A 16513-nucleotide genomic window follows, 5' to 3' on the forward strand; every position below is an offset into this window, starting at 1 on the left:
TGCACCACTCGACCGAAGGCAACGACATGACCATGGCACGACCCGCACTGGACCCCGAGCTTCGTGAGCTGGCCGCCGACATGCCGCTGATGTCCCGGCTCAGCACGGACGTCCTCGCGCAGCTGCGCCGGCTCCCTCCGACGCCGGTCGAATCCCTCCTCGCCCACCGGCAGGTCGACCGGCAGGAGGTCACCGTGCGAGCCAAGGACGGCGCCCCGATCCCGCTGTCGGTCTTCAGCCCCGCCCGCACTGATCGCACCACTGCCGCGCCTTGCGTCTACTGGATGCACGGCGGCGGGATGATCATGGGCGACCGCTTCTCGCAGCTCGACATCCCGCTCGAGTGGCTCGACCGGCTCGGTGCGGTCGTGGTCTGCGTGGACTACCGGCTCGCACCCGAGGCGACCGGCACGACCCTGGTCGACGACTGCTACCAGGGACTGCTCTGGATCGCCGAACACTCCGCCGAACTGGGTATCGACCGCGCCCGTGTCGTCGTCGCGGGCGCCAGCGCAGGCGGCGGCCTCGCGGCCGGCGTCACCCTGCTGGCCCGCGACCTGGGCACCCCGGCGATTGCCGCGCAGCTGCTGATCTGCCCCATGCTCGACCACCGCAACACCAGCGTCTCCAGCCGCCAGTACGCTGACGGGCCCGGCGTCTGGACCCGCGAGATGAACGCGTTCGGATGGCGCTGTGTCCTCGGCGACCTGACCGACGACGAGATCCCCCCATACGTCTCACCCGCCCTGGCCGACGACCTCTCGGGCCTGCCGACCACTTACGTCGACACCGGCTCCGCCGAAGTCTTCCGCGACGAGGACACCGACTACGCCACCCGCATCTGGGCGGCCGGCGGCCAGGCCGAACTCCACGTCTGGGCGGGCGGCTTCCACGGCTTCGACGCGCTGTACCCGCAGGCCCGCATATCGGCCACGGCCCGCCGGACCCGCGCCGACTGGCTGGCCCGAGTTCTGTCCCCGGACCGCGCCGCATGACGCCGCCGACTCCTCAGGCCCACCCCACTGCACCCAGGAGGACCACACCATGAAGATCGCCATCGTCACGGGCGCCAGCTCCGGCATCGGACAGGGCGCCGCGATCGAGATCGCCCGGTGCGGAACCGGAGTCATCCTGACCTACGGCAAGAACCAGCAAGGAGCGCTGGAGACGACCGCCGCCATCGAGAAGGAGGGCGGCACCGCCGTCGCGCTGCCGCTGGACGTGGGCGAGACCGGCACCTTCGCGGCCTTCCGCGACACGGTGGCCGCGGTGCTGCGCGAGACCTGGCAACGCGACACCTTCGACTACCTGGTCAACAACGCCGGGTTCGCACAGACATCGTTGATCGAGGACACTACCGAGGAGACGTTCGACAGGCTCATGCGAGTCCTGCTGAAGGGACCGTACTTCCTGACGCAGCGGCTACTGCCCCTGATGGCAGACGGCGGGGCCATCGTCAACACGAGCAGCAGTTCGGCGACGGCGACTGCCGGCCTGGAGCCCGGCTACTCCGTCTACGCGTCGATGAAGGGCGGTCTGGACGTCCTGACCCGGTACATGGCCAAGGAGTTCGGCGCGCGGCGCATCCGCGTCAACGCCGTCTCCCCGGGATCGACCCGCACCCGGATCGCCGACGACGCATTCACCCGGTTCCCCGAGGTCGTCCCGGCCCTCGCGGCGAAGACCGCGCTCGGCCGCGTCGGCGAGCCCCACGACATCGGCGCGGTGATCGCCACGCTCGCCTCCGACGACAGCCGCTGGGTCACCGCTCAGAACATCGAAGTATCGGGCGGCCTCAATCTTTGAGACCAGTTCCCCACGTCGCCCCCTTCCCCGCCCCTACCGGGCCCGGATCCGCCCAGGTCACAGCGCAGAACAGAGGTGATCCCGCGCGCAGCCGCACGGTCGGCCGCCGGTTCGCGGACCCGGGTAGTGTCGCCGCATGCACCCCCCACACGCCGACGCCGGGACGGGAGGCCCGGCGTGCGCCCGTGGCGAAGGCCCGCATTGCTTCCGCCACTCCATGCCCCGTCCTGGTCCGCCTCCCGTCTCGAACCGGCGTGACGTGCGCCCAGGGCCACGACGCGCTCACCCCGCCTCACCTCGGACACCACCACGTCCGTGTCTGGAGGGCCGAGGTCGACGGCTGGATTCGCCTGCTCGTCGAGCACCGGTCCGCCTGCCGGCAGGGCGCGCCCTTCGCCGGCCGGGGACGCGGTGAGATCACCACGATGTCCACCACCGGTGCGGATCCGGTATGGGAAACGGCGATCGCTGCCGGAGCCGCCGGTCTCGCGGTCGGCGTCGTCGGCGGCATGGCACAGCTCACGATGAACCGGACGTCACGCAGCTACGCCGAAGCCCTGCAAGGTCCGCGGCGACCAGGTGGGCAGCGTTGAGGGCGCGTCAGCGGACCCAGGCGGGCGATTCACTGGTGCGCAGCACACGCAGGAGTCGTCGATCACGACGGTGAGTGATGTCGCGGGGGTATGTTCGGAGACGGTAGAGCCGGGCCGGGTGCGTGTGGCGGCGGTTCCGGCCGGCAACTGACGTTGCTGAGGAGCGGCCCGTCGTCGCGACGAAGCGATCCCAGGAGTCCCTGATGTCCGAGAATCCCAGCAAGGCGCAGCCGTCCGTCGTCGACCGCGTGATCTTCGAGCAGCAGGTGGAAGAGCTGCGGGCCAGGGAGAAGGCCCACACCCGGGAAGGCGACGCGATCGCTGCCGCCCGCCGCAGGCTCCCGATGGTCGAGGTGGCCGCGGACAGTCCGCTGATGGGGCCGGACGGTCCCATGACGCTCCTGGAGGCGTTCGAAGGTCGACGCCAGATGATCGCCTACTACTTCATGTGGTGGCCGGGCCGGCCTGCCGGTGAGCAGTGCGAGGGCTGTACCTGGGTGATGAGCCACGTGGGTGAGCTGGCCTATCTGCACTCCCGTGACATCACCTTCGCCGTGTTCTGCCAGGGACGCAACACCGCCTACGGCTTCGCAGACGCGCAGACGTCGTACGAGGAGAGTCTGCGCTATCGCGCCTTCATGGGCTGGACGATGCCGTGGTACTCCGCCCAGCCCTCGCTCGAGTCGCTTCTCGCCGGTCGGGAGCTGGGCTTGTTCCACCTGGTGTGCTATCTGCGTGACGGTGACCGTGTCTTCGAGACCTACTGGACCAAACGTCGCGGGGCCGAGGCGGTGGACTACAGCTACGCGCTGATGGACCTCACGGTGTTCGGGCGACAGGAGAGCTGGGAGGACTCGCCGGCAGGCTGGCCGCGTCTCGGGCAGGCCACGCGGACCCTGGGCGGGGCGCCCGACTGGCCACCGCTGTGGGAGGAACGACCGATCGGACGTCCCACAGCCCAATGGCCGCGGGTCGACGCCGGCCGCTCCGACGACCTGGGCTCCACCGGTACGGACCCGACGACCGAGTCCGGTCACTGTCACTGAGAACCCCAGTAACTCGGCCACTTCCTACGGCTGTACTTCGGCGTCCGACCGTAACAGGGCCAGGGCCTCCTCAATGCGCCGCAAGCCTGTTGCAGGCGGGGAGCGGTGCTCTCCGGCGTGCGGCGATACGCGTGGGTGGTGCCGCCACTGCCGGCGGCACCACGCTGCGCAGACCGGCGGGCGTCCTTGACGGGTCGGCGGAAGTCCGTGCTGCCCGGCCGACGGCACTGCCTCGGCCACGTCCCGAACCGTCGCCGGGACGCCCCGGGGGCCGGCGCAACGACCATTCGTCCGTCGCGCCGGGCCCGGCCGCTCTGGTCAGCAGCGCCTGCCGGCACTGCTCCCACAGGGTTCAGACGGCGACGCGCCCGCCGTCGACAGGGACGATCGCACCATGCACGAAGCTCGCCTCGTCGCTCGCCAGGAACGCGATCACGGAAGCGATCTCCTGCGGACTCGCCGTCCGGCCCGCTGGGGCGTTGGTGGCGAGCGCGCCCAGGGCGTCGCCCATTTGGGCGGTGCCCTCGGTCCGCGTCGGGCCGACGCCGACCTGGGCCGGGATGCCTTGCTCATCTAGGCCGACTCCACCGGCGTCCAAGGCGCCGCCGACGTCGTGACCCTGGTCGTCGACCGTCACGCCCCCCACGGCCGCCTCGACGTCGCTTCGACAGCGCCGGAACCGCCGCAGCGGGCCCCCTCACCGAGCTCAGCGAGAGCACCTGACGCCCGGCGAACGCACCTGGCGCCACCCTCTGTCGCGATCCGGACCCTCCCCGGCGAGCGCGCTGCCGCACCCTCCGTACCGGCGACCTTCACACCCCTGTCACGCGCCCCTTCCTCGGCGTTCGGTGCCCCTGAAACACTCCTTCCGCGCAGATTCCTTCATCTCCCGGCCGCCCGCATCTCAGGATGAGAGGCTTGTCCTACATGTCCGAAGTCAACCGGCGTCGCTTTCTCCAACTCGCGGGGGCCACCACGGCCTTCAGTGCCCTGTCTGCCAGCATCCAGCGTGCCGCCGCCCTGCCGGCGAACCACCGCACCGGGTCGATCGAGGACGTCGAGCACATCGTCGTCCTCATGCAGGAGAACCGCTCCTTCGACCACTACTTCGGCACCCTGAGAGGCGTCCGCGGCTTCGGCGACCCCCGCCCGGTCACCCTCGGCAACGGCAAACCGGTCTGGCACCAGGAGAAGGACGGCAAGGAGCTTCTGCCCTTCCACCCGGACGCCGACGACCTCGGCATGCAGTTCCTGGAGGGCCTGCCGCACTCCTGGCCCGACGGTCAGCAGGCCTACAACGGCGGCAAGTACGACCGGTGGGTGCCCGCCAAAGGCACCACGACCATGGCGTACCTGACCCGCGAGGACATCCCCTTCCACTTCGCCCTCGCGGACGCCTTCACCGTCTGCGACGCCTACCACTGCGCGTTCATCGGCTCCACCGACCCCAACCGCTACTACATGTGGTCCGGTTACACGGGCAACGACGGCAGCGGCGGCGGCCCGGTCCTGGACAATGCCGAACTCGGCTACGGCTGGACCACCTACCCCGAGCGCCTGGAGCAGGCCGGCATCTCCTGGAAGATCTACCAGGACATCGGCGACGGCCTGGACGCGGCCGGCTCCTGGGGCTGGATCCAGGACGCCTACCGCGGCAACTACGGCGACAACTCCCTGCTGTACTTCGACAAGTACCGCAACGCCCGGCCCGGCGACCCCTGGTACGACAAGGCCCGCACCGGCACCGACGTCAAGAACGGCGACGGCTACTTCGACCACCTGCGCGCCGACGTCAAGGCCGGAAGGCTGCCTCAGATCTCCTGGATCGCCGCCCCCGAGGCCTTTTCCGAGCACTCCAACTGGCCCTCCAACTACGGTGCCTGGTACATCGCCCAGGTCCTGGACGCCCTCACCTGCAACCCCGAGGTCTGGTCGAAGACGGCCCTGTTCATCACCTATGACGAGAACGACGGCTTCTTCGACCACGTCGTGCCGCCGCTGCCGCCGAAGGACGCCTCCCGCGGCCTGTCCACCGTCGACGTCACCCCCGACCTCTTCCCGGGCGACGGCCGCAAGACGGCCGGCCCCTACGGGCTGGGCCCGCGCGTGCCGATGCTGGTCGTCTCACCCTGGAGCAAGGGCGGCTACGTCTGCTCCGAGACCCTCGACCACACCTCGATCCTGCGGTTCATGGAACGCCGCTTCGGCGTGCGCGAGACGAACATCTCGCCGTGGCGCCGGGCGATCTGCGGTGACCTGACGGCCGCGTTCGACTTCTCCCGCAAGGACGCGCGCCCGGCCCCGCTGCCCGGCACCGACGCGTACGAGCCGCAGGACCGCGAACGCCACCCCGACTACAGGCCCACCCCGCCCGCCGACCCGCGCATGCCCCGGCAGGAGCGCGGACTGCGCCGCTCCCGGCCGCTGAAGTACGCCCCGCACGTCGACGCCTCCGTCGACGCGGCCGCCGGGAAGCTCACCCTCACCTTCGCCTCCGGGCCGAAGGCCGGCGCCGCCTTCCACGTCACCTCCGGATACCGCGCCGACGGTCCCTGGACGTACACCACCGAGGCCGGCAAGACGCTCCGGGACACCTGGAACTCGGCGTACTCGGCGGGCTCCTACGACCTGACCGTGCACGGTCCGAACGGCTTCGTGCGCGTCTTCAAGGGCTCGAACAGCACGGCCGGCTGCGAGGTCACCGCCCGCCACCGTGGCGACGACATCGAGCTGACCTTCACCCACCGGGGCACCGGCACGGCCCGGCTGCGGATCGCCGACGGCTACGGCGGCAAGCCCTCGGCCGTCACGGTCCGCCCGGGCACGACCGTGCGCCGGACCGTCGACCTCACCAGAAGCCGCCGCTGGTACGACCTGACCGTCACCGCCGACGGCGACAAGGCGTTCCTGCGGCGGTTCGCGGGGCACGTCGAGAACGGACAGCCTGGCGTGAGCGACCCGGCGATCATCACCGCGTAGCCGTGGTGAGGTGCCCCGGATCGTGCGGCCGGGACACCTACGCCGGTCCGGCTGCGGCCGAGTCGACTCCAGGACATGTCGCGAGCCCCGGAGACCAGACATCCCGGGCTCGCTCAGGCGCGGGTACTGCGGGAGGCGGGTGTTGGCGCCGAGTTCGGCGGCCAGGCGTTCGGGCCACGGTGGCCCGGTCAACCTCGAGGGAGTGGTGGACTCAGGTATCCAGTCCTGGGCCTGGCACAGGTCGCCGCGGCGGCGAGCGTCTCGCATCGGTCGACGGTACGCCGCAGGTGACGGCAGCTGTCGCCCGTGCCGCCGTCACCTCGGCCTGACGCGCAGGGAGCCTGCGCTCACGTCGTAAGAGACGAACCTGACAGGGGGCGGAATCACCATGCCGGATTCCCTGGCCGACGGGGAACGCTCCGCGACGTTCCACCTTTCCCCGCCCCTAAACAGAGAATTTCACCTAGGCATGCGCGGCCCGACGGACGTAGCATCGAACCGACGCGTCACGGCAGTACGTCTGCGCGGACAATTGAATCTGAGAAAAGGCACCGAAGTCAGTGACGCGCCGGTTGAGCGGTCACCTTCCGGGACCGCAGAGAACCGACTGAACGAAGTCCTTCGGAACGCGGATTGACGCATGCGCGCGGTGGTTCGCGCAGCGAGAGTGAGGTGTGTTCCATGGACACACTGGTCATGGCGGTTCCCACGGTCCAGGACGGGGCTGCGGCGTGGCATATCGCCCGCGATTCCCGGGTACTCGACGTGAATTCTCCCTACAGTTATCTGCTGTGGTTCAGGGATTTCGCCCGTACCTCCGTGATGGCCTTGCAGTCCGGTGACAGGCCGGTCGGGTTCGTCACCGGATTCTGCCGCCCCGAGCAGCCCGAGACCCTCGTCGTCTGGCAGATAGCCGTGGACCCGGGACACCGCGGACGCGGAACGGCCGGTGCCATGCTGGACCATCTCACCGCCCGGCTGACCGCGGACGGCGCCCTGCGGCATCTGGAGACGACCATCAGTGCGGACAACGCCGCCTCCCGCCGGCTGTTCCGGTCCTTCGCCCAACGGCACGCGGCACCACTCGAAAAGAACCTTCTGTTCCCGGCGGAGCTCTTCCCCGGCACGCACGAAGCCGAGTTCCTGTACCGTATCGGGCCGCTGCTTTGAAGAGCCGGCGCCCTCGAAACACATAAGAAAGTCCGTTCGTCCTCCGTGAGGAGCGAGCATCATGACTCTTCCCCATCCCGTCTCTCATGTGTTCGAGAGGCTTGAGTCCGAGGTCCGCAGCTATTGTCGCAGCTGGCCCACCGTATTCGACCGGGCATACGGCAGCCGCATCTACGGCGAGGACAACCGCCCTTTTCTGGACTTCTTCTCCGGTGCCGGGGCGCTGAATTACGGGCACAACAACCCGGTGCTCAAGCGCGCGCTCCTCGACTACATCGAACGTGATGGTGTCACCCACGCCCTCGACATGTCGACGGCCGCCAAGCGCACCTTCCTGGAGACATTCCAGGAGATTGTGCTGGAACCGCGCGAACTGCCGTACAAGGTGATGTTCCCGGGGCCCGCCGGCACCAACGCCGTGGAGGCCGCCCTGAAACTGGCCCGCAAGGTGAAGGGCAGGGAAGCTGTCGTCTTCTTCACCAACGCCTTCCACGGCATGTCGCTGGGCTCCCTCGCCGTCACCGGCAACGCCTTCAAGCGTGCGGGCGCGGGTGTCCCCTTGGTGCACGCCGTGCCCATGCCCTACGACGAGCGGCGGGAGGGCGGGGAGCGGGCGTTTCGCTGGTTCGACCGGCTCCTGGCGGGTGAGGGATCCGGACTGGACACCCCGGCGGCCGTGATCGTGGAAACCGTGCAGGGCGAGGGCGGGATCAATGTGGCCCGGGCCGAGTGGCTGCGCAGCCTGGCCGAACTGTGCCGGCGCCGGGACATGCTGCTGATCGTCGACGACATCCAGATGGGGTGCGGCCGCACCGGTGCGTTCTTCTCCTTCGAGGAGGCCGGCATCACCCCGGACATCGTGACGCTCTCGAAGTCCGTCAGCGGGTACGGACTGCCGATGGCGCTCACCCTGTTCCGTCCCGGGCTGGATGTATGGCAGCCCGGCGAACACAACGGCACCTTCCGCGGCTTCAACCCGGCCTTCGTCACCGCCACCGCCGCGCTGGAGGAGTACTGGCGCGACGGCCGGTTGCAGAAGCAGACCCTTTCCCGCGGGGACCAGACGGAGCAGGCGCTGCGGGACATCGCCACCGGCCGGCCCGGTCCCGTGCCCGAGGTGCGTGGTCGTGGGCTCGCCTGGGGCATGGAGTTCGCCGACCCGTCGCGGGCCACCGCCGTGTGCGCCCGTGCCTTCGAACTGGGCCTGCTGCTGGAGACGTCCGGCCCGAGGGACGAAGTCGTCAAGCTGTTCCCGCCGTTGACCATCGACGACCAGGAACTGGAAGAAGGGCTCGCGCTCTTCGCCCGCGCGGTGTGGGAGACCGAACAGCCCTCCCGGTCAGCCGGCCCCCGCTGAGAACACACACGCATACGAACGCACCGGCGGGTGTGGGCACACCCCGGACACACGCAGAGGTGGGATGCATCATGATCATCCGTTGTCTGAAGGAGATCGAGGACACCGACCGGCACGTCAGGGCCAGATCCGGCACCTGGGAGAGCAAACGGCTCGTCCTGGCCCGGGAGCAGGCCGGCTTCTCCCTGCACGAGACGACGCTCTACGCCGGCACGCAGACGACGATGTGGTACGCCCATCACGTCGAGGCCGTGCTCTGCGTCGAGGGCGAGGCCGAGCTGACCGACGAGGAGACCGGCGAGAAACACTGGATCACGCCCGGAACGCTGTACCTGCTGGACGGCCACGAACGGCACACCCTGCGGCCCAAGACCGACTTCCGCTGCGTGTGCGTGTTCAACCCGCCCCTGACCGGCCGGGAGGATCACGACGTTGACGGCGCCTATCCTCCCCCGGAGCCGAGTGCCTGAGGGACCCCGAACCGGGAAGAATCCGCAATCGACCAGGCATGGGGACGACCATGACGACAACGCACGACCACCGTCCGACCACCGACATGTACCCGACCCGCGGCACGGCCGAGACGATGACGCCGCGCCGCGACCCAGTGGTGTGGTCCGCACCCGGCACGCCCGGCCCCCTGGGACGGCCCGAACTGATGGACTACGACCGCGCCGGCTTCACGACCCTCGACCCACTGCTGAGCCCCAGCGAGGTGGCCCGTTTCCGTGCCGAGCTGGACAGGCTGGTGCGTGACCCGGCAGTCCGCCTGGACGAACGCGCCGTCGTCGAGCCCACCTCCCGCGACATCCGATCGGTGTTCGAAGTGCACCGGATCAGCGAGGTGTTCGCCTCTCTCGTGCGAGACGAGCGCGTGGTGGGAACAGCCCGCCAGATCCTCGGCTCGGACGTGTATGTCCACCAGTCCCGCATCAACGTCAAACCCGGCTTCGGCGCGAGCGGTTTCTACTGGCACTCGGACTTCGAGACCTGGCATGCCGAGGACGGCCTGCCCCGCATGCGCGCCGTGTCGGTGTCGATCGCGCTCACCGACAACTACGCCACCAACGGCAGCCTGATGATCATCCCCGGCTCGCACCGGACGTTCCTGAGCTGCGCAGGCGCCACACCGGAGGACAACTACAAGAAGTCACTGAGGATGCAGGAAGCGGGGACGCCGTCGAACGAGGCCGTCACCGCGCTGTCCGAACCGAGCGGCATTCGACTGATCACCGGCCGCTCCGGCTCCGCGACCTGGTTCGACTGCAACTGCATGCACGGCTCCGGCGACAACATCACACCGTACCCGCGCAGCAACGTGTTCATCGTCTTCAACAGCGTCGAGAACACGGCGGGCGACCCCTTCGCGGCACCGGCACGCCGACCCGCGTTCGTCGCAGCGCGCGATTTCACCCCGGTGAGGTGACAGCAGGCCGGAAAGGTGACCGGACCACCATGCCTGATGCCCGACGCAACGAGGACCCCACGCCCGGCGGACATCCGTCGGCCGACCTGCTGTACGTACCCGTCCGGCCGCACCGCCGTTGCTGCGTGACCTGCTTCTTCCGCACCCCCGGCGGCCGCCGTACCGCCGTCGCCTTCACCTCCGGCGCACGCTTGCTGGCGGCCCTCGGTCAGGACCACCCGTGGATCAGACTCTCCGTCACCGCGCTCCGCGCCCTCACCGCACCCCTCGGGTGCACCACGATCACCGTCGATCCGGTGGCGGCGGTCCGCCTGGACGGCTCCCGCAGAACCCGCCCGGGCCCCGGTGCAAGCTTGTTGCCGGGGGCACGGGCGAACTGAGGCGGCCCTCCGTGACGCGGGCGCTGACGACGGGTCTGCAGGTGCGGGGAAGAACGTCCTGGTGGACCTGTGGGACGCCGTATCCGGCGAGCACAGGAACGACGCTGTCGCGTTGTACCGCGCGGCAGGTGGAGAGCGCACGTACACGGCGGCCGCGGGACGTGAGCACGGCTCGCCGGCCGGCAGTTCGCCCGTCTCCCCGATACGGCGTCGACCACGGCATCGGCGCCCCCGCCCGATCGCTGCCCGCACCACCTCGTCACGCCGTCCTCTCCCAGACCGGTTGCGAGGGCACGCCCGTGCCAAGCGTAGTCAACGACGACGGCACCACCGCCAACCGTTTCTCGTTGATCGACGAGATCGTCCGGAAGGGCGCGAACGGATGCTGCGGCGGGCCCGGAGGCCGAAGTGGCTCCGCCATGGCCGAGTTGGTCGACCAGCGCGACGGACCGGCCGACGGCTCGTGATCCGCAGCGGCTGTCAGCCCGCCCAGCAGTGGTGGCGAGCCGTGGATGCACCCCACCTCGCCGCCCTCGTCCGCGCCGGAGCACGCTTCGAAGGCGACCGGCTGACCGAACGACCCAGGGAGCGAGCGGCACGACGGTCATCAACCTGCGTCCGGGCACCTCCGCGGCCGGCGTCGTCCGCCCAGGCTTCGCCACGGCACCTGTCCCTCGTGGCCGTACGAGAAAGCGGCGGCCTCGTTGTGGTCGTTCACGGCTTGGCCCACGCCGTTCCAGTACGACAGGGAGGCTTCGTCGGCCCGCCGGCGAGGCACTCAAGCTGGGTGGCGCACCACCCGCCCGTCCGGCCGGGACTCACCGGGCGCCGGGCCGACCTGGGGGGAGTGGACGTGTGCCGCCAGGGTGGTGGCCAGGGCCTGCCACACGTGGGCCGCGAGATCACGGCTCCCGGACTCGGTCGCCTGACGCGCCAGCCGTTCCAGGGCCGCGGCCCCCTCCTCGACGCGGCCCGCCAGGATCGCGAGCCGGCCGTCGAGGACCGACAGCCGCACGCGGTCGCGGTAGGACAGACGCAGGTGCTCCTGGGACAGCACGGCCCGGCTCAGCGCGCGGGCGTCGTCCAGCCGGCCCTGTGCGAACGCGAGGTGCGCCTGGAGCACGTGCAGTTCCTGCAGTTGCGTGGGCGTGCCGATCAGGCCGAGGACGGGGGCGGCCTCGGCCAGCCAGCGCTCGGCCGCGGCCACCCGGGGCGGTGACATGTGCAGAGCTGTCGCGGTGGCGGCGGCCCGCAACCGGGCCCACAGGGCCAGGTCGTCCCCGCCCTCGAGGAGGTCCAGGGCGGTGTCCAGCCGGGCCAGGGCGGTCGCCTCGTCGCCCTGGCGGTCGCTGACCTCGGCGGCCGCCCACAACGCCTCGGCCGCCAGGGCGGAGGGGGCCCCGGGCAGCAGATCGCGTTCCATCTCGTCGACGTGCCGGGAGGCCGACTCCCACCTGCCGAGTTCCGTCTCGACGCCGATCAGCACCGTGAGGGCGGCCAGGGTGTCGGGCACACCCAGCTCCGCGGCGCGGGCTACGGACAGTGCCTCCACGGCCGCCGGTTCCGCGCCGTCGGCATCGCCCAGGGCACGGGTGCAGCGGGCGTACCGCACCAGCGACCTGGCCCGCAGGTCGGGTGCCTCCAACACGCGGCTCAGCTCCAGGAGTTCCAGCAACCGGACGCGTTCGAGCTCGTAGTCGCCGTCGCGTCCCGCGTCGCGGCTCAGCAGCCACAGGGCCTGCCAGCGCGCGGCCGGATCCTCTCCCGGGTCCTCCTCGACGGCGCGGCCGAGCACCCCCGTGCCGTCCGAACCTGCGGGCGCCGAGGCCACGGACGCCAGCACCGCGGTCAGGGATCTGCCGTCCGTGGGTCCGGTCAGGGCGGAGGCGTCCACACCGAGCCGCCGGGCGAGATAGGCCACGGTCCGCTCCGTGGGCCGCCGTTCACCGGACTCCAGGCGCGACAGATGCCCTGTCGACATACCGTCGCCGACGACGTCGGCCTGGCTCAGGCCCCGCGCGGCACGCAGCCTCCTGAGCCGACGGCCGAACTGCGGCTGATCCAGCATCTCCCTCCTCGGGTTCGGTGGCCCGGCCGGCCCGGTATCCGCGGTTCCGTTTGCCCGAACGGGCGCGTGAGTTGTCCACATTTTAGGGAGCGCGGCAAGGAGCGACAAGCCGTTGCTCGGCTGGTTTCGCATTCCGGAGGCGGTGTCGCCACTCCGTCGGGATTGTTTGCATCGGGGATTGTGTGTGCCCGAAATGGGCCCGGGCGCGGAACAGTTGACGAGTTGCCTAGTTCACCTGACAAACTCTTGCCTCAGGAGTTGCCTCCCCTTAGTCTCGAAGGCGGCTCCTCAAACGAACCCCCTCTTCGTATCGTGGAGGTTTCCGTGCCGCGCACTGCCCGAACGGGCTTCTCGTCACGGCAGAACTTACATTTCGCCCGCCCCGCCGCTGAGTCGTCCGCCGACGGACCGCACTGCGGGATCGAGTGGTCATGACAACGTTATCCAGGTGACCCGGACGACGGTCGCCTCGGCACCGCTTCCTCTGCTCACCCCGACCCGCCCCGGGGACCCGGCGCCCGCCGCCGGCCCGGAACGACGCGGACACCCGGCCCCGGCCACCGACGAGGTGGCGCGCCGTCACCGGGCGCTCGCCGACACCCAGGCACAGCGCACCGGCCCGCTCCGCGTCCGCACACCCTTCCCAGCCCCCCACGCGCAGGAAGAAGGACGGTACGTCCGTGGCGACCACGAGTTTCCCCGACGCCTCGCCCCGTAAGAAGAAGACCGCCGCTGCGGCTGTCCCGGTCCGCCGTGACCTGATCGGCGCCCCGGACGGTGCCACATCGGAAGCCGCCTGCACGGCCCATGTGTCCCCCCGGACGCTGGCCGTCAGGACCGCGGAACCTGAATTCGCCCGGCAATTCGGCCTGAGCGCCGACGAGGTATGCGGGCGCGGCCTGCTCGAACTGCTCCGCTCCCCGGTTCCCGGACAATTGCGGGAACAGTTCACCGCGCTTTCCTCGGGACGTTGCCGGAGATTCAAAGAAAGGGTGACGGGCCGCGACGGAGAGGGCCGGAATTTCCCGGCCGAAGTCACGGCGATCGCCGTCAGACAGCCCACGGGTGAGATCGTCGGTCTCGTCGTCCTTCTGCGCCGGACCGAAGAAGCGGCCGGCGGCGGACCCGTACTCACCGCCCTCGACGCGCAGGTGCTGGAAGGTGTCGCGAGTGGTGAATCCACGGTGCAGTTGGCCTCCCGTCTCTATCTGAGCCGTCAGGGAATCGAATACCGCGTCGGTCAGATGCTGCGGCGTTTCGACGCCCCCAACCGGCCCGCTCTGGTGGCGCGGGCGCACGCGCTCGGGATGTTCGCCACCGGGCAGTGGCCGCCGCGGGTCCTGCCGGAGCGCGTGCGGTAGTGCTGAGCCGGGGCCTGCCGAGCCCCGCGAAGGCGGCCGTGGCGGAGACACACCGCCACGGCCGCCGTCGTACCGGCCCGCCCCCGGGGGAGGGCGGGGCGCCGGCGTCACGCCGCCGAGGGCTGCCACGCCTCCTGGAACCGGCGGCGGGCCCGGAACAGACGCGAGCGGACGGTGCCCACGGGCAGCGCGAGCACCTCGGCCATCTCCTCCTCGTTCAGCCCGTAGGCGCGCAGGGTGAGGACCTGCCGGTGCGCCTGGGACAGCCGCTCCAGCACATCACTGATGTACACCGCGTCCAGGGGATTGGTCTCCTCCTGCGAGTCCACCTCGGAGCAGCAGCTCTCCGCGCCGTAGCGCCTGGCGGTGCGGATGGCCTCGCGGACCGTCACCGAGCGCACCCAGCCGTAGAACGCCGCCGGTTCCCGCAGGGAACCCAGGCCGCGGTAGACGGCGAGCAGTGCCTCCTGCGTGGCGTCGGCGCCGTCGTCGTGGGTGATGGACCTGCAGATGCGCGCGACGTAGGGCGTGATGGCGGTCAGCAGGTGGTTCATCGCGTGCTCGTCGCCGGCCTGGGCCCGGGGGAGCAGCGTCAGGGGGGAGGGCAGTTCGCTGACGGTCGTCATGGCGGACAGAGGTTCCTTACACAGCCGGGCGGGCGGGGGGTCGGACGGGCGAACGGACGGCGCTCAGCCGGTGGCGTGGGCGAGCCCCGGTTCCACCACGTCCGTGAAACGCAGCAGCCCGGCGCGCACGTCGTCGCGGAAGGCCCGCATGAAGGAAGGGCTGTAACAGGCGGTGGAGTGCGGGAACTCGATGGAGAGCCGGCCCTCGAAGGAGACCACGCACGCCATGATGGGGCTGCGTCCCGCCTGCGGGAAGTAGTGCTCGCGGGCCGGGACGAGGCGCACGTCGGCAGCCCGCAGCCCTTCCGGCAGCCGCGGACCGGGGACCACGCCCATGTTCGTGGCGATCACCGTGGCCAGTTGCAGCGCGGGATTGCGGGGGATCTCCGGCGTGATGCGCATCTCGTGGAAGTGGTCGCCGCGGGCCAGGAAGTCGCCCAGCCGGGCGTGCACGGCACGCGCCAACTCCAGCGGCTCGGAACGCGCGGCCACGTCCAGGGTCTGCAGATGGGTGGTGACCGCCGGGACCAGGTCGGAGGCCGACACCGGCGGGGTGAGCCGCGCACGCAGGTCGACGGGGGAGAGGCAGCCGAGCGTGCGCGCCCCGTCGTCCCCGGCCAGCCGCCGCCGGGCGGTCACCAGCAGCGTCGCGGCGACCAGGGCGTGCACGGAGACGCCCGAGGCGCGCGCCGTGCCGCGCAGCCGGGAGGTGAGGTCCGCGTCCAGGGTCAGCCGGCGGACCTCGATGTGCCCGTCCGGGCGGGCGCTCACCCCGCTCGCGGCGTCGTACGGGACCAGCTCGACCGGGTGGCGCCGTATCTCCTCCAGCCGGCCGTCGAGGTACTTCGCCGTGTCGGCCTCGTCGGCCGGAGGCAGCAGCCGGCTCACGGGCTCGGGCCAGCGCGTGAGTTCCGCGGCGGCAGTGTCGTCGGTGGTGCCTTCGACCAGCGCCCGGTAGCGGTCCCACAGCGCGTTGTGCACCGCGATACTGCTGTGGCCGTCGGTGACGGTGTGGTCGATCACCAGCACGAACAGGTGGCTACGGCCGTCCGGCGCGCTGACCAGAACGGCACGGCTGAGCGGGCCACCGACCGGCAGCGGTCTGTTCAGCTCCGCCGCGTAGGCCTCCTCCTCGTCACCGGTCCGGGTGATCAGCCGGGGCCGCTTGTCCGCGCCGAGGACGCGCAACACGTAATCGCCGCCGTCCTGTTCGATGCGGGAGCGCAGCGGCGGGTTGGCCTCGGTCAGCGCGTCGAACGCGGCGGACAGCGCCGCGAGGTCCACCGGTCCGCGCAGGGAGCAGGACAGCACGGCCCTGCTTCTCTGGCCCACGTAGAGCGTCTCGACCGGACACAGCGCACGGTGCATGCCGTCAGCCTTCTTTCCGTCGTTCGTTCCGGAAATGCACGGCCCCGGGACACAGCTGCCACCGCGGTGGTCCGCGGGGAGGTCGGGGGCCTTCCGAGAGTGCACGGCCGACCGCGGCCGAATCCAGTCCAGGACCCGGCGCGCGGGTAAGTCGCGTGATTTCCCTAGAAGTTGAGTCCCGGCGCACACTCCCCGGCACCCCGAACTTCAGGGAAACCCCTGAATCGGCGCCCCAGGAGCCGGTTCACCTTGACCCCGTCGGTGCCGGTGCAGCACCGTGCTGTGCCGTGAAACCGGGGCAGGTGACGAGATCCCCCCTGACCTCGGCGTGCG

The 16513-nt window shown here is 70.5% G+C and carries 16 protein-coding genes; 12 read left to right on the top strand and 4 right to left on the bottom strand.

The genetic code is table 11. The features are described from left to right. The first annotated feature begins 26 nt into the window (after positions 1 to 26). The 4 genes from ELQ39_RS32085 to ELQ39_RS32100 all read left to right on the top strand — a co-directional run bounded on the left by ELQ39_RS32085 (position 27) and on the right by ELQ39_RS32100 (position 3445). Positions 27 to 995, top strand: coding sequence for an alpha/beta hydrolase (locus ELQ39_RS32085; RefSeq protein WP_242595461.1), 969 nt, complete (start codon positions 27 to 29; stop codon positions 993 to 995). Positions 996 to 1044: 49 nt separating this feature from the next. Then, the gene (locus ELQ39_RS32090) at positions 1045 to 1806 is read left to right on the top strand and encodes an SDR family NAD(P)-dependent oxidoreductase (RefSeq protein ID WP_242595462.1); all 762 of its coding nucleotides are present in this window, start codon (positions 1045 to 1047) and stop codon (positions 1804 to 1806) included. Between the two features lie 254 nt (positions 1807 to 2060). Next, entirely contained in the window at positions 2061 to 2399 is a 339-nt protein-coding gene (locus ELQ39_RS32095) for a hypothetical protein (RefSeq protein WP_242595463.1), read from the top strand. Between the two features lie 203 nt (positions 2400 to 2602). Further along, the gene (locus ELQ39_RS32100) at positions 2603 to 3445 is read left to right on the top strand and encodes a DUF899 family protein (RefSeq protein ID WP_242595464.1); all 843 of its coding nucleotides are present in this window, start codon (positions 2603 to 2605) and stop codon (positions 3443 to 3445) included. Positions 3446 to 3797: 352 nt separating this feature from the next. Here ELQ39_RS32100 and ELQ39_RS32105 read toward each other — a convergent pair whose 3' ends face one another. Further along, positions 3798 to 4082 (bottom strand): SDR family oxidoreductase, encoded by a 285-nt coding sequence (locus ELQ39_RS32105; protein WP_337663034.1) that lies wholly within the window; start codon positions 4080 to 4082, stop codon positions 3798 to 3800. Positions 4083 to 4372: 290 nt separating this feature from the next. On the opposite strand from ELQ39_RS32105, the gene ELQ39_RS32110 reads away from it, so the two are divergent. The 7 genes from ELQ39_RS32110 (at position 4373) to ELQ39_RS32140 (ending at position 11224) form a co-directional block, all read left to right on the top strand. Then, positions 4373 to 6424 carry a phosphocholine-specific phospholipase C gene (locus tag ELQ39_RS32110; protein ID WP_242595465.1) on the top strand — a complete coding sequence of 684 codons (2052 nt, stop codon included), beginning with the start codon at positions 4373 to 4375 and terminating at the stop codon, positions 6422 to 6424. A 681-nt stretch (positions 6425 to 7105) separates the two neighbouring features. Beyond that, positions 7106 to 7594, top strand: a complete 489-nt coding sequence (ectA, locus tag ELQ39_RS32115) for a diaminobutyrate acetyltransferase (RefSeq protein ID WP_242595466.1) — start codon at positions 7106 to 7108, stop codon at positions 7592 to 7594. A 61-nt stretch (positions 7595 to 7655) separates the two neighbouring features. Further along, the gene (gene ectB / locus ELQ39_RS32120; protein ID WP_242595469.1) at positions 7656 to 8951 is read left to right on the top strand and encodes a diaminobutyrate--2-oxoglutarate transaminase; all 1296 of its coding nucleotides are present in this window, start codon (positions 7656 to 7658) and stop codon (positions 8949 to 8951) included. 71 nt (positions 8952 to 9022) lie between these two features. After that, positions 9023 to 9421, top strand: coding sequence for an ectoine synthase (locus ELQ39_RS32125; protein ID WP_190003480.1), 399 nt, complete (start codon positions 9023 to 9025; stop codon positions 9419 to 9421). Between the two features lie 50 nt (positions 9422 to 9471). Beyond that, positions 9472 to 10377, top strand: a complete 906-nt coding sequence (gene thpD / locus ELQ39_RS32130; RefSeq protein ID WP_242595471.1) for an ectoine hydroxylase — start codon at positions 9472 to 9474, stop codon at positions 10375 to 10377. A gap of 29 nt (positions 10378 to 10406) precedes the next feature. Then, a complete protein-coding gene (locus ELQ39_RS32135; RefSeq protein WP_190003482.1) occupies positions 10407 to 10757 on the top strand; it encodes an SAV_915 family protein in 351 nt (116 codons plus the stop codon). Between the two features lie 299 nt (positions 10758 to 11056). Beyond that, positions 11057 to 11224 (top strand): hypothetical protein, encoded by a 168-nt coding sequence (locus ELQ39_RS32140; RefSeq protein WP_242595473.1) that lies wholly within the window; start codon positions 11057 to 11059, stop codon positions 11222 to 11224. 311 nt (positions 11225 to 11535) lie between these two features. Here ELQ39_RS32140 and ELQ39_RS32145 read toward each other — a convergent pair whose 3' ends face one another. Then, positions 11536 to 12825, bottom strand: coding sequence for a helix-turn-helix domain-containing protein (locus tag ELQ39_RS32145; RefSeq protein WP_242595475.1), 1290 nt, complete (start codon positions 12823 to 12825; stop codon positions 11536 to 11538). A 680-nt stretch (positions 12826 to 13505) separates the two neighbouring features. Here ELQ39_RS32145 and ELQ39_RS32150 point away from each other — a divergent pair. After that, positions 13506 to 14186, top strand: a complete 681-nt coding sequence (locus tag ELQ39_RS32150) for a PAS domain-containing protein (RefSeq protein ID WP_242595477.1) — start codon at positions 13506 to 13508, stop codon at positions 14184 to 14186. A gap of 107 nt (positions 14187 to 14293) precedes the next feature. Here ELQ39_RS32150 and ELQ39_RS32155 read toward each other — a convergent pair whose 3' ends face one another. Together ELQ39_RS32155 and ELQ39_RS32160 are read right to left on the bottom strand one after the other, a co-directional pair. Continuing rightward, positions 14294 to 14812 carry an RNA polymerase sigma factor gene (locus ELQ39_RS32155; protein WP_190003486.1) on the bottom strand — a complete coding sequence of 173 codons (519 nt, stop codon included), beginning with the start codon at positions 14810 to 14812 and terminating at the stop codon, positions 14294 to 14296. Between the two features lie 63 nt (positions 14813 to 14875). Continuing rightward, on the bottom strand, positions 14876 to 16180 hold the full coding sequence (locus tag ELQ39_RS32160) for a phthiocerol/phthiodiolone dimycocerosyl transferase family protein (protein WP_242595479.1): 1305 nt from the start codon (positions 16178 to 16180) through the stop codon (positions 14876 to 14878). Between the last annotated feature and the right edge of the window lie 333 nt (positions 16181 to 16513).

Source organism: Streptomyces sp. GB4-14 (assembly GCF_022696125.1).
Classification (GTDB): domain Bacteria; phylum Actinomycetota; class Actinomycetes; order Streptomycetales; family Streptomycetaceae; genus Streptomyces; species Streptomyces werraensis.

Coding starts and splice junctions, on each gene's coding strand:
- ELQ39_RS32085 (WP_242595461.1), top strand. CDS start 27: ATGACCATGGCACGACCCGCACTGGACCCCGAGCTTCGTGAGCTGGCC.
- ELQ39_RS32090 (WP_242595462.1), top strand. CDS start 1,045: ATGAAGATCGCCATCGTCACGGGCGCCAGCTCCGGCATCGGACAGGGC.
- ELQ39_RS32100 (WP_242595464.1), top strand. CDS start 2,603: ATGTCCGAGAATCCCAGCAAGGCGCAGCCGTCCGTCGTCGACCGCGTG.
- ELQ39_RS32110 (WP_242595465.1), top strand. CDS start 4,373: ATGTCCGAAGTCAACCGGCGTCGCTTTCTCCAACTCGCGGGGGCCACC.
- ectA (WP_242595466.1), top strand. CDS start 7,106: ATGGACACACTGGTCATGGCGGTTCCCACGGTCCAGGACGGGGCTGCG.
- ectB (WP_242595469.1), top strand. CDS start 7,656: ATGACTCTTCCCCATCCCGTCTCTCATGTGTTCGAGAGGCTTGAGTCC.
- ELQ39_RS32125 (WP_190003480.1), top strand. CDS start 9,023: ATGATCATCCGTTGTCTGAAGGAGATCGAGGACACCGACCGGCACGTC.
- thpD (WP_242595471.1), top strand. CDS start 9,472: ATGACGACAACGCACGACCACCGTCCGACCACCGACATGTACCCGACC.
- ELQ39_RS32135 (WP_190003482.1), top strand. CDS start 10,407: ATGCCTGATGCCCGACGCAACGAGGACCCCACGCCCGGCGGACATCCG.
- ELQ39_RS32145 (WP_242595475.1), bottom strand. CDS start 12,825: ATGCTGGATCAGCCGCAGTTCGGCCGTCGGCTCAGGAGGCTGCGTGCC.
- ELQ39_RS32155 (WP_190003486.1), bottom strand. CDS start 14,812: ATGACGACCGTCAGCGAACTGCCCTCCCCCCTGACGCTGCTCCCCCGG.
- ELQ39_RS32160 (WP_242595479.1), bottom strand. CDS start 16,180: ATGCACCGTGCGCTGTGTCCGGTCGAGACGCTCTACGTGGGCCAGAGA.